The sequence below is a fragment of the Vulcanisaeta moutnovskia 768-28 genome (assembly GCF_000190315.1).
Classification (GTDB): Archaea; Thermoproteota; Thermoprotei; order Thermoproteales; family Thermocladiaceae; genus Vulcanisaeta; species Vulcanisaeta moutnovskia.
The window spans coordinates 562,118-574,486 of the sequence record NC_015151.1 but is presented as its reverse complement, the minus strand read 5'-3'; the positions used below and the strand labels follow the sequence as shown (position 1 = coordinate 574,486).

The 12,369-nt window shown below is 39.6% G+C and carries 16 protein-coding genes; 7 read left to right on the top strand and 9 right to left on the bottom strand.

Features of this window, described 5'->3' with window-relative positions; translation table 11 throughout:
• Positions 1-16: 16 nt before the first annotated feature.
• Complete coding sequence (locus VMUT_RS03160) at positions 17-859, bottom strand: sulfite exporter TauE/SafE family protein (protein ID WP_013603983.1); 843 nt, start codon at positions 857-859, stop codon at positions 17-19.
• A gap of 137 nt (positions 860-996) precedes the next feature.
• Positions 997-1,875, bottom strand: coding sequence for a fumarate hydratase (locus VMUT_RS03155; protein WP_013603982.1), 879 nt, complete (start codon positions 1,873-1,875; stop codon positions 997-999).
• Between the two features lie 108 nt (positions 1,876-1,983).
• On the opposite strand from VMUT_RS03155, the gene VMUT_RS03150 reads away from it, so the two are divergent.
• Positions 1,984-2,607: a FumA C-terminus/TtdB family hydratase beta subunit gene (locus VMUT_RS03150; RefSeq protein ID WP_013603981.1), complete on the top strand. Its 624-nt coding sequence runs from the start codon at positions 1,984-1,986 to the stop codon at positions 2,605-2,607.
• Positions 2,608-2,640: 33 nt separating this feature from the next.
• Here VMUT_RS03150 and VMUT_RS03145 read toward each other — a convergent pair whose 3' ends face one another.
• Complete coding sequence (locus VMUT_RS03145) at positions 2,641-3,408, bottom strand: CBS domain-containing protein (RefSeq protein ID WP_013603980.1); 768 nt, start codon at positions 3,406-3,408, stop codon at positions 2,641-2,643.
• 105 nt (positions 3,409-3,513) lie between these two features.
• Between VMUT_RS03145 and VMUT_RS03140 the strand changes: the two genes are divergently transcribed.
• Positions 3,514-5,016: an aldehyde dehydrogenase family protein gene (locus VMUT_RS03140; RefSeq protein WP_013603979.1), complete on the top strand. Its 1,503-nt coding sequence runs from the start codon at positions 3,514-3,516 to the stop codon at positions 5,014-5,016.
• A gap of 96 nt (positions 5,017-5,112) precedes the next feature.
• The gene (locus VMUT_RS03135) at positions 5,113-5,802 is read left to right on the top strand and encodes a PDDEXK family nuclease (RefSeq protein ID WP_048056836.1); all 690 of its coding nucleotides are present in this window, start codon (positions 5,113-5,115) and stop codon (positions 5,800-5,802) included.
• 34 nt (positions 5,803-5,836) lie between these two features.
• Here VMUT_RS03135 and VMUT_RS12925 read toward each other — a convergent pair whose 3' ends face one another.
• Genes VMUT_RS12925 through VMUT_RS03120 form a run of 4 tightly spaced genes read right to left on the bottom strand, consistent with a single transcriptional unit; the run spans position 5,837 to position 8,325 of the window.
• A complete protein-coding gene (locus VMUT_RS12925) occupies positions 5,837-5,998 on the bottom strand; it encodes a hypothetical protein (protein WP_013603977.1) in 162 nt (53 codons plus the stop codon).
• On the bottom strand, positions 5,982-6,602 hold the full coding sequence (locus VMUT_RS03130; RefSeq protein ID WP_013603976.1) for a hypothetical protein: 621 nt from the start codon (positions 6,600-6,602) through the stop codon (positions 5,982-5,984). The genes VMUT_RS12925 and VMUT_RS03130 overlap by 17 nt, the downstream gene beginning before the upstream one ends.
• A gap of 21 nt (positions 6,603-6,623) precedes the next feature.
• On the bottom strand, positions 6,624-7,532 hold the full coding sequence (locus tag VMUT_RS03125) for a hypothetical protein (RefSeq protein ID WP_013603975.1): 909 nt from the start codon (positions 7,530-7,532) through the stop codon (positions 6,624-6,626).
• Entirely contained in the window at positions 7,525-8,325 is an 801-nt protein-coding gene (locus VMUT_RS03120; protein WP_013603974.1) for a GTPase, read from the bottom strand. The genes VMUT_RS03125 and VMUT_RS03120 overlap by 8 nt, the downstream gene beginning before the upstream one ends.
• Before the next feature lie 59 nt (positions 8,326-8,384).
• Here VMUT_RS03120 and VMUT_RS03115 point away from each other — a divergent pair, with 59 nt between their 5' ends.
• Together VMUT_RS03115 and VMUT_RS03110 are read left to right on the top strand one after the other, a co-directional pair.
• Positions 8,385-9,014, top strand: coding sequence for a V-type ATP synthase subunit D (locus VMUT_RS03115; RefSeq protein ID WP_013603973.1), 630 nt, complete (start codon positions 8,385-8,387; stop codon positions 9,012-9,014).
• 471 nt (positions 9,015-9,485) lie between these two features.
• Entirely contained in the window at positions 9,486-10,055 is a 570-nt protein-coding gene (locus VMUT_RS03110; RefSeq protein ID WP_013603972.1) for a stage II sporulation protein M, read from the top strand.
• Here VMUT_RS03110 and VMUT_RS03105 read toward each other — a convergent pair.
• Positions 10,052-10,918: a hypothetical protein gene (locus VMUT_RS03105; protein WP_013603971.1), complete on the bottom strand. Its 867-nt coding sequence runs from the start codon at positions 10,916-10,918 to the stop codon at positions 10,052-10,054. The genes VMUT_RS03110 and VMUT_RS03105 overlap by 4 nt on opposite strands.
• Positions 10,919-11,014: 96 nt before the next feature.
• On the opposite strand from VMUT_RS03105, the gene VMUT_RS12430 reads away from it, so the two are divergent.
• The gene (locus tag VMUT_RS12430; RefSeq protein WP_013603970.1) at positions 11,015-11,227 is read left to right on the top strand and encodes a zinc finger domain-containing protein; all 213 of its coding nucleotides are present in this window, start codon (positions 11,015-11,017) and stop codon (positions 11,225-11,227) included.
• A 16-nt stretch (positions 11,228-11,243) separates the two neighbouring features.
• On the opposite strand, the gene VMUT_RS03100 is transcribed toward VMUT_RS12430, so the two are convergent.
• Positions 11,244-11,633: a cytidine deaminase gene (locus VMUT_RS03100; RefSeq protein ID WP_013603969.1), complete on the bottom strand. Its 390-nt coding sequence runs from the start codon at positions 11,631-11,633 to the stop codon at positions 11,244-11,246.
• 65 nt (positions 11,634-11,698) lie between these two features.
• On the opposite strand from VMUT_RS03100, the gene VMUT_RS03095 reads away from it, so the two are divergent.
• The gene (locus VMUT_RS03095; protein WP_013603968.1) at positions 11,699-12,361 is read left to right on the top strand and encodes a potassium channel family protein; all 663 of its coding nucleotides are present in this window, start codon (positions 11,699-11,701) and stop codon (positions 12,359-12,361) included.
• Positions 12,362-12,369 lie beyond the last annotated feature (8 nt).

Below are 12,369 nucleotides of genomic sequence, written 5' to 3'. Positions count from 1 at the left end.
TAGTATGCGGCGGTTTTCAAATTCTTGACACATACAACATGGAGCAGAGGCTCATGATTATCGTGACCGCAGCCACTATGAGCTTGATAAAGCGCTCCGAAAGCCTTCTCTGGGTAATTGTACCTAGGTAAATACCAATCATTCCTCCAAGACCTATGGATAACCCATTAATAATATCGGGCGGGTAACCAAGGTATGTATATGATAGTATTCCGATAAGGGATACGACTAGTGTTACCACCAATGTTGGTCCCGAGATTATGTAGGTCGGTAATCCCATGGGACCTATTAATATTGGTGATAGTATTGACGCACCGCCTATACCATAGGCACCGCTTACGATGCCTACCAATACCGTAATAATCACCAGTAATGCAGTGTTGACCCTATAGGCATTGCCCTTATTCGTTATAATGACCAGCGATGATCCATCACGACTACACCGTATTACTGATTCATAAGTATGGATCTGCCTTACAAACAAGGAGTTTAAGATAAGCTCCGCGGCTAATGAAAATAATACGAAACCCATGAAACAGGAAAATGCATAACCATCGGTTAAGTAATGTTCTCTTAACCATGTCCCTACCACGGTCCCTGCTGACGCCCCCATGATTAGGATTAACGCAAATGGCATTGCGATTCTTCTTTCACGAATATACGCATGAATGCTTAATGGTATTGAGATTAGATTATACAATAAGTTTGTACTACTTATTACTGGGTTTACGGTATTAAGGATATATGATTGTATTGGCAGTAATAAGTAGGCGCCGGATATTCCTCCCTGGGATGTTATAAATGATATAATCAATGCTGCGATAAATAACTCAATAAGCCTAAATAAGCCATAACTCATAAAAGCTCAAAGCGATTATTAATGAGTTTAATCTTAAAGTTTATTCCACTTTGTAAATTTCATGGATTTAATTAGGAAAAACCATAGGGTTAAGAAATATTATTTAACGAAGCGTCATGCTATAATTGGATTCCTTGTTATAGTGGTTTAATTTCATACTTACCATCAGGATAAACGATTGCTCTAGCCCTCCTGGTTGCCCAGCAGGAGAAAACTATGCCTATCGCGAAGGTTGCTGGGTGTCTATAGGCGTACTCAATATGGACATCGAGTGCCGTTACTTTACCGCCAGTTCCATGAGCACCAATGCCCAACTTATTAATGGCATTTAGTAATGCATCCTCAATCTTAGCAATATCAGGATTATTATTCCTAGAACCAACTGGTCTTAGCACCGCCGCCTTCTTGGCGAGTTTAGCCGCAACATCGAGGTTAGGGCCTATACCAATACCAACAATGACTGGTGGACATGGCATCGGTCCTGCATCTATTACGGCGTTAAGTACGAGCTCGGGTAATCTTTCCCAGGCATTACCTGGCGGCACTACGAAAGCCTTACTGGGTAACTCGGTACCACCACCCTTTGGCGTATAGATTAATTCCAGGTAATTCCCATTAAATAACTCGACATCAAAGACAGGTATTCCAATCCCGGAATTATCTCCTGGATTCTTTTCCGTTAATGGATCCACAGAATTAGACCTTAGTGGTAATTCCTTGGTAACCTCCCTCACGGCTTCTGTAAGGATAGAGAATAATTTACTCCTGATTGGGAACTCATCACCCAACTTTATGAAGAATGTTGGAACACCAGTATCCTGGCACACGGCGGCTGTGTACTTCTGCGCCAATTCAATATTAGTTAATATAGCGTTTAACTGAACCTTACTTGGTTCGTGTACCTCAATCTTAACAGCGTTCCTCAATGCATTAATCACATCCTCAGCTGGGGATACGCTAGCCATTCTCACTATTGCCTTCGCTGCCTCCTTTACTACGTCCTCAAGGCTCGGCATGGGTGAACATCGCTTTACTTGTATTAAAACTTTAAACCTATGTTTGCTTATGGAAAATACTTAGAGGAATACTTAATTACACCCGACTTGGGAACTTAATTGATACGTATGGGGACTTACTACCTTAAAACGCCCATACTGGATGACGACATTACTAAATTAAGGGTTGGTGATACAATATATGTAAGTGGGGTCATAATTAGTGCCAGGGATGCGGCGCATGTGAGAATGGTTGAATTACTACATAAGGGTGAAAAACTACCTGTAGACCTTAAGGGTGGTGTTATTTATCATGCAGGTCCCGTGGCGCTTAAGCAAGGCAATACTTGGAGAATTGTAAGTATGGGTCCAACAACGAGTGCCAGGATGGATGATTTCGAACCAGAGGTCATTGAGAAATTAGGTGTTAAGTTGGTCATTGGTAAGGGCGGCATGGGTCCAAAGACTACAGAGGCTATGAAGAGGTATAAGGCGGCATATGCGATATTCACAGGAGGTGCGGGAGTTCTTGCGGCTCAGGCTATAAGGAGGGTAATTGATGTTCATTGGCTTGATTTAGGTGTTGCAGAGGCCATGTGGGTTCTTGAGGTTGAGAATTTTGGGCCATTATCAGTAATAATTGATTCATATGGCAATAATTATTACGAGGACTTAAGAAAAAACGTTAGAGAGAAGGTCCCAGGCTTAAGTGAGGAGGTTAGGGACGTAATTAAGAATGCAATTAAGATCTGATGGCTCTTTCTTAAATGTTTAGTTTCCTTAATTTTATTTTATCATGTTTTTAACAATATCGTGCTCCGTAATAAGGCCCATTAATTTACCCATCTCGACAATTGGTAATGAACTAATGTTATTTCTTCTCATAAGCTTAATAGCATCTATTAGTGATGCGCCACTATCGATCGTTACTGGATTGTGGCTCATTAATTTGGAGATTGTTATATTAAGATCAACCTGGCCCCTGAGTTTATAATACTTAATCACGTGCTTAAGTATGTCCTTAACGGAGATCACTCCAAGTAATTTATCCTGTTCAGTAATTAATAAGTGCCGAATACCATGGCTTATCATGGTCTCCATCGCCGTCCTTAATGTAACCTCCTCATTAATGCATATAGGGCTTTTATTTGCCACTTCATGGACTCTATACTTGATAAATAATTGCTCGGGCATCTTAGAAACCACATCACGCTCGGTAATAATGCCGGTTAAATCATTATCCCTGAGTATTAATGCTGCATCAACATTATTATTAAGCATTTTCTTAATCACCATTACTGCATCATCATCAGGAGATGCAATAATGAATTTATCACTACCATGCTTAGCTACGGGTTCCTTTAGGGCATTAACACCATTATTAATAATACCATTAATAGCCCCTAATGCAGTTATTATGGACTTTAATGAACCACCTTCTAGGATAGGTACATGCCTAAATCCATGGTCAATCATTAATTGTACCGCAGTTATTAATTCCTCATGGGAATTAATTGCAACTACATTACCTGTCATTAACTCACGTGCAATCATTACATAATACTATGTTTACTTACAGATAAGTATTTCTGATCGTTAAATTCCGTAAGGATGATTAAACCCACAAGATTTATTTGAGGTAATTACCAAACATGGTTAATGCAAGTAATTAACGTAAACCTACTCGGCCCGGTAATGCTTCCAGAATTACCAAGAGAGTTTCATGATACTATGACGAAGTTCGGTGTTTTCCGTGTCTTCATTACCGGTTCATGGGTTGACTTTGGTAATTACATGCCTGTTAAATCGCCAATAAATGGCGAGGTAATTGCCCAAGTTAATAAGTTAGGTGCTGAGTACGTAAATTCAGCCATAGAGAGGCTTCATTACTCATGGTTGTCACTTAAGGTAATACCAGCGCATAAACGTGCTGACATGTTGATTAAGGTAGCTGATTTCATAGAGGAATATAAGCAGTTGTTTAGGGATGTTCTTGTTATTGAAGGTGGAAAGCCAATTGATGAGGCTGAGGGCGAAGTTGAATCAGCAATAACTAGGTTAAGGATGATACACCAAGATCTTGGCAGGTTATTAAACGTCGGTATTCCCGGTGAGTACAGTGCGGGTACTGAGAATAAGTATGCAATTGTTGTTAGGGAGCCTATCGGTGTAGTGGCGGCTATTGCTCCATTTAATTACCCATTATTCACGTCGATTGTTAAGATAGCCACAGCCTTACTTGCAGGTAATCCTGTTATTTTTAAGCCATCAAGTTATACGCCAATAACTGGCGTGCTAATAGCTAAGGCTATTGAGTATGCCGGACTCGGTAATTACTTCGCAATGATTACCGGCCCTGGTGCTACCGTGGGTGATGCAATGATTACACATCCACTAGTTAGAGCTATTACCTTAACTGGTAGTACAGAGACCGGACTCAGGGTTATGAGGATGGCTGGATTAAAGAAACTGCAACTTGAGCTCGGTGGTAAGGCTCCAGCCATAGTTCTTGAGGATGCTGATCTGAAGGATGCGGCCAGGAAAATAGTTATTGGTTCATTAAGGCTCTCTGGGCAACGTTGTGATGCCATTAGTAGAGTTATAGCCATGAGCAGTATTGCTGATGAATTAATTAATTACATAATTAAGGAGATGAATGGGTGGGTTGTTGGTGATCCACGTGATCCAAAGGTTAAGGTTGGTCCATTAATAGATACCAATGCTGTTGAGAGAGTTCATTCAATGGTTGATGATGCATTGATGAAAGGCGGTAAGTTAATGTATGGCGGTAAGTACTGGCTCACCTATCATGAGCCTACCGTAGTTGATAACGTAAGTAGGAAGTCTAGGCTGGCGCTTGAGGAGACTTTCGGACCTGTGATACCCATTATAAGGGTTATGTCAATTGATGAGGCTATTGAGGTAGCTAACGAGGTTGTTTATGGCCTTGACGCAGCAGTATTCGGCCGTGACTTAAACACGTTATGGAAAGTAGCGAGGTCTCTGGAAGTGGGTGAGGTCACAATAAACGACTTCCCAAGGCATGGACTCGGTCTATTCCCCTTCGGTGGCGTAAAGGAGTCTGGATTCGGGCGTGAGGGGGTTGGATTTAGTGTGGAGGATGTTACTGAGCTGAAGACTATAGTCATGACGTATAAGTAATCAGTCCCTGACCCACCATTCATTGGTATTCATCCGCCGCTGAAGTTTCATCACCGCAAAATGCTATAAGTGGGTGTTAAAATACATTTATTGAGAATGAGCTTAAGGGAGAGGCTTGTTAAGGCGTTGATAATGGTCTCTAAGGATGGAGTCTTCACACGTGAATCACTTAAGAGAGAGTCTGGTCTTGGCGATTTTATGATTGATGATTTTATAAATTCGTTAATTAATGAGGGGATTTTGGTTAGGATTGGTGATGGCTATAAGTCTGTCATACCGCCTCATAGGTTGATTAGGTACTTTGTGGATAGGGGTGTTTATGTTGATCTTGAGTCGATATCGAGGTATTTACCGTGGGATGAATTTGAGGCTTTGATAAGGCTATTGTTTGAGGAGTGGGGGTTTAGGGTTGTTAGTAGGCTTAGGGTTCCCGTGGCTGGTTCTAGGGTTGAATTCGATGTAATAGCCTATAGGAGGCCTTGGGTATTACTGATAGAGGCTAAGCATTGGAGGAGGGTTTCATCATCGATACGGCAAATAGTGGGTAGACACCTAGAGAAGGTTGGGTCGGTTGCCAGGGAGCCTGAGGTTTTGATGAGTAGGATTGGTGTTAATTGGGGTGAGGCATTGTTAATACCCGTGGTTATTACATGGCATAGGGCATCCACGGAGTTAATCGAGGGTGTACCAGTGGTCAGTATTTACCAGGTTAATTCATTCATTAATGAGTTTGACGGTATAATTGACGGTATAAGGTCATTTAGTGTTTCCTGGAGACGTTTATGATATTAATGAATGATTATTAACTTTTCCTGGTGCTCTACTTTTCCCTGCGTGATGTGATTTTGGCGTAGCACTCAGGGCATGCATAGACCTTGAATACTATGCCTAGCTCCTTAACCTCATAGTCAACTATGTAGTACTCCTTAACCCTTCTTAGACAGAAGAAGCAGATCACGCCCTTATTACTGACCTTCTTCATTACTCTCTGATTGCTCTGTTTCTTCCTCACTCTTAAGCATAACGGTCATGCTCATTAACTGGTCAATATCTGAGTACAGGTTTTCCATGATGGTTTGTTCCCGGTAAAGCCAGGTACTCATTACTAGCAGTACTGTGCTTATTAAGTACATTATTGATGAGAAGCCTACGTACGCATTAATGCCGATAAGAATTGTCTTTGTTAATGATCCTTCACTTAGATATACCTGTGTTGGTATTGGGAATGCAAATATTAATGATATTATGAGCATTAGTAATATGCCGAAGAATAATGGATCTGAGATATCGATTTTCTGATTTTTCTTAATTACTAGGAGTGCTATTGAGATTATTATTCCCACGAAAACGAATATTGGGGATAAATAATCAACCATGTTTATGAATGCTGAATAACCCTTAATGGGTATTAGTGCTAGTGAGCCGTTAGTATCACTAATGATTAATTTCAATCCTGGTGTTACATTAACAACCTCACTTAAACTAGGTATTGATGCGCTAACTATTATTGGTAATGTAATCCTTATGTTTGACATTATGAGTATTATTATACCAATAGCAATGAACGCAATTATGACTTTCCTCATCGCTTATCGATTAATAAGGCATTACTCTATTTTAAGGTTTTCTCTATCAATTTCTAATCTCATACCTGTATCATCGCCTTTAATCCTATTTCTAATAACACCCTTGATATAGTAAATTATTGAATAATCATTATTAATCCACCTGCTCACATTATCAAGTAATGAATCGACAGGGTTCTTCATAAATAACGGTTCAAGCAATTTTCTATTAGTTTCTAATCGCCTTATTACGTTTGATGGGTCAGCATACAATGTTAGAAAATCGTAGACTCTAGCGATTGGTATTGCGGAGAGCTTGGTTGACCAATGCAATGATAATGGTACTCTATACATTTTAACCTTGAGCATTGTATTACCGCCAATTATTATATCATTACCATATGCCTGGAATAAATCAAGGGGTTTCATGCTCCTATTTATGACTTCGTTTATTAGGTTTATGAAAGCTTTCATTTCCTCATTCCCAACTTCCCTAGACAATGATGCAATTACCTTAAACCCATTCATGCCATCAAATACAATGGCATTATTCGTTAAGCCTACGTACTCAAAGGTAACACGTATAGCACTGACTATTAAATCCATGAGCTCTAATCCTCTATCAAGCATCCAAACCTTCCTGCCTCCTTTAACATCAATTATTACTGTATCAATGCCCTTAGACAACGCGGTACTTACTGAAGCCATGAAATCAATACCACCCATTTTAACATACCTAATTAACTCATCCTTACTATTAATAATAATTGGTAATTTACTCCCATCCTCATGCCTGGCTCTGGTCATTAATGTCGCCGTATCACCAACTTGCCTAATAATTGTCGCCTTTCTACCTGTTAAGAAATTGATCATTAAATCACCAATAACATCATAGTACTTAAGAGGTCTAACAGATGGTTTAAGTACCATGGGTATTAACTTCTTAGGCATTACTAATCACCCCAGGTTTATAATAATAAATAAGTTTGCCAAGTATCCAATCCTTAATTAAGGCAATAGCGGCGCCCCTAATGTTTACCTTACCACCCTTTAATAATAATCCCCTCCTTCTACCAACTAATTCCAGGAGTTCCATTGGATCCTCAGAATCAACACCATACCTATCCATAAATGCCTTGGGGTTGAACGACTTAATTCTCATTATTAACTTTACCGCTGGTAAGACAGGATCCTCAAGTTTCGATGGATCTATGGCACCCTTAATAATTAGCAAAGCTTCGTCCTTAACCTCCTCCGGTGGTATGACACCTGGCGTGTCAATGACAATTAACCATTGCTTAGCCTTAACAATTTGTTCGCCGATGGTCCAGCCAGGTACTGGGCTCGTTTCAGCCACGTGCCTACCCTTTAGGTAATTAATTATTGTTGATTTACCCACGTTCGGATAACCAACCACAGAGACCCTGACTGGGAGTCTAGGTGCATATTGCTTAATACTGACAATGAGTTTCCTAGTGCCTAACCTATTCTTGGCACTTATGAATACTGTGGGATACTCCCTCTCTAGGTATTTCTTCCACTCCTTAAGTATATCCATTGGAATTAAGTCCGCCTTATTAATCACAATTATTAATGGTTTGCCCAACCTGTCCAGTAATTTCTCGAGTTTTTTATTCCTGGTTTCTATGGGATCTCTAGAATCAATAACCTCAAGTACTAAATCGCTCATTTCCAAGACATTCCTAACTCTCCTCCACGCTTCGCTCCAGCTCACCCTGCTCATCTACTAAACCTTAACGCCTATGTAATAATGTTTAAAAATATAAAACGTTCCCTAATTACGTGGCCTTTGAGAGACCAATACCATCAAGGCTAACCCTATTGAGACTTAGAAATCAAGAGAGACTGTACAGGGGTATTAAGAAGACTGTGGAGGATGCGAGGAATGCAACAATACAGAGGATTAGGGCGATAATACCTAAGCTCGAGAGTTCTAGGAAAAGTGTTTACGATGAGCTGAGTAAGGTGTCATTAATGCTTAGGGCGGCTATATCGAAAATGAGCATTGAGGATTATGGCAAGTTAAGTGAGGTCATAAAGCCATCAGTCGATGTGGAGTTCATGGATATCGTGATGGAGGGTCTTAAATTCAGAGGTCTTGAGTTCAGGGGTGTATCAAGTCCTAATTATGGAATCTTCGCAATACCGCCTGAACTTGATAGTGCCTTATACGGCATTTACAGTAATTTCAAGGTTATTTCAGATATGATGAACCTAGAGAGCCTATTCTACACATTACTTGCTAGGGTTAGGGAGTACCAGAGAATGGTAAATGCAATAGATAATGTACTATTGCCCAGAATAGTCGAGAGTTCTAAATTCGTCAGACTCAAGCTTGATGAGGATGAACGTGAGGAGTTTGTTAGAAGAATAGTGATTAGTAGGCTTCTTGAGACATTGGGCAGACGTTAAATTTGATAAGTAAGGCTTAAGTATTATACATGGCATTTATCATGTAATGAAGACAGGAGGGATGTACTGAACGATGACGAGGGATTTGAACGCAGATTTTAATAGACCCTCCCTCCTTTACGTAATTTAACTAATAATTCATGGCTAGGAAGCACTAAGCTGATTATGATTATTGAGTTTACGCTTATTGGTGCTCTATGCCAATGCTGAATTAAGTAAGGCGAATAATGAAACTAGCCCCACCACCCAAAATGCGGATTCATTACAAATAGTGACACAGTTTGTGCAATGAATATTCACATACGTGCCATCCAAGCACATACGAGTATGCCTGAGTTAAACCCAAGGGGGAGAGACAAAAATGAAGGGATGAGGACGGTATTTTCAAGCACCGCTAATTAACAGTAAGCACTAAACAGACCCAAACCCTTATTTTTGGCCTCTTCTTACATTTTAGTAAAGTGATGTTTTGTGGCAATAAGCATTAGGAGGGTTGTCTTGATCTATGTAATTGAATTACTAATATTAGTATTTCTATCTATAATGGGTTTTTACGTGGGTCCCTTGTTTATAGGTCAGTCGATAATTGGGTCATTAAGGAATGAATTAATAAGCACAGTAGATTTGGGACCGAATTATATTTTTCTTCATAATCTTGAAATAGACACGTTAATGGCGATACCCGTGATTGGTCCGTTTTTCTTTGTACTTGCATTGGCAATGACCGGTTTCATACTGGGTGTTTACGTTGCATATGCAATTAATTCCATAATAGGGCTCGTCCTATCTCTATTCATTACGATGTTCTTTCCACACGGCATTATAGAGCTCCTTGCATATGCCTTCTCCACAACGGGGTCACTAACCTTTACAAGAGACATCATTAATGCGCTACGTAGAGGAAGGCACATTAGTAGAGGTGATATTACGGCATTGATCATTTATTACTTAATTTCAGTGGTTTTACTTTACATAGCAGCTAATGTTGAGTATTTCGAAATAATCACATTGAAGGGCTTAATAAGTAGGATTATTAGCTAACCATTTAGGTTCTGATAAATGAATTTCTGGGTCATTAGGTTTTGCACGAATATTGGTAATTGAATGTTGTTAATAGTATCATCATAAGCACCAGTCATTGAATTATAACCAAGCATGAATAGTACTGGTGAGTTTATGGGAATCTCATACGTAAGAGGCGTTGGCGTTAAAAACGGAGGTACATAGTATAGAACAAGGACGTAACCAATGAGTCTTTGGTAATTCATAACATATGTTTCATACTTATTTACGCACTCAGTGGCATTGATATTAATACCTAGTTTATTAAGTATCTCCTGTATTGACGCTGTACTTGTAAAATTAGCCACATTACTCGTATTTGAACCTATTATTGAGCCAACCTCACTAAGGAAAAGCAATGCATTATCACTATTAGTTGAATTAAAGTATAGGCAGTAAGCTACGGATGCTACGTTGGTCTCGGCAGTGGTTAATGGTGATGCTGACATAGCGCTCATATATGAATATACGTTAAACGCAATCTCATACTGAACAAGCCCCTCCTCTGAGGTATTAATTATATAATTAGCATTAGTAACTGTGAAATTCGTTGCAGGAGGCATGACTGGATTATATAGTATTAATACCTTAATTGGTGCTGTGTTAGGTCCATAAACTAGGCTGTAATTCTTAAACGTGTTATAAACTACTGATGAGTTAATTAATTGAAAATATGGTGGCCATGCATTTATACCTTCATAGGTTGACGTTATTATTGTAACCCCACTATGTAACCTTGATGGTGGTGCTATTATTTTCACTAGCATAAAGTACGTCAGTACTGCGGCCAATACAATCACCAGCGTAAGTATTGCAATGTCTATTGCCTTATTAATGTCCATCTCGTTGTCATAAGTACCCGGATTTATTAAGGATTACTCACGCATTAATGACGTTATAGAAATATTTAAATTAGTGGTAATTCCACGAAATACTTAATGGCGATACCTAGAGTTGAGAGGCCAAGACCAGCGCTTCATGGACCGACCGTGCCAGTATGTAGTTCATGTGGTAAGCCTATTAAACCCTACGAGAGAGCATCGCACTTCCTATGTCCTAACTGCGGTAAAGCCGAGATATGGAGATGTGAACACTGCAGAAGAACAGGAAACCCATACAAATGCCCGGTCTGTGGTTTTGAGGGTCCATAAATATTTAATTAATTACTCAATCACGCCTTCTCCAATCACTAAATGGATTTGGGAACAACTCACTGAGGTTATGCCTTATCACCTTATCTCCATGAACAATAATCACCTCCTCAACACCGAACTCACTCATTACTTGGAGACAAGCTCCGCAGGGATATATTGGCTTATCTAGGTTTGAGGTCAGTACTATCGTCTTAATTTTCCTCTCGCCATTTGACACTGCATTGAATATGGCAACCCTCTCTGCGCATACCGTGAGTCCAAGAGATGCGTTCTCAACGTTTACCCCTCTATATACCTTACCATCTGGTGTTATGGCCAATGCACTTACCTTAACCCCGCTGTATGGTGCGTATGAGTATTTCAACCCATCCTTAACAAGCTCCACCCACTCCCTTAAGACCACGGTTTGTGATAAGTAATAATGAATTTAAATGGCTCTCGCTTAGGTTACGTGGTCGGTGATTAATATTGAGGATTGCAATAATTATTGGAGCCAACAACGTTAGTATTAACGTGGCTAAAACACTCATGGATAAGTACGAAGTGATGATCGTTGATTCAAACGATGATGCTTGCTCAAGGGCATTTAAGGCGCTTAAATCATCAGCGTTAGTATATAGAGGTGATCCAAGTAGTGAGGATGTCCTAAATGAGGTTGGTATTGATAAGGCTGAGCTTTTCCTGGCTTTGTCAGATAATGATGAATTAAATTATAAAGCATGTAGTATTGCCAAGGGAAAGGGCGTTCCATTAATAATTGCCAGGGTTAATAATAAGGATAATGAGGATTTATTTAAGGAGTTAAATATAAGCATGACATTAAGTGTTGAGGATTTAATAACGAAGAACGTGGAATCATTGATCATGAAAGGCCTAACTAGAGCCCTATTTACAGATACTTCGACAAACCTTACATTCACAATAGTTAGGGTTAGTGGCGATTCACAATTAATAGGCAAATCCATTAGTTACATAGTTAATAATTACGGTGTTGCAATACCATATATAATAACGCTTAATGGCTTAATTAAGCCAAGTAATGACTATGTTATTGAGGGGGATAATGAGTTAGTAATTGTTGGTTCTTTGGAGGACGTTAATAGATTAATAAATGACCTATCGAGTAAGTAGGACCAGAG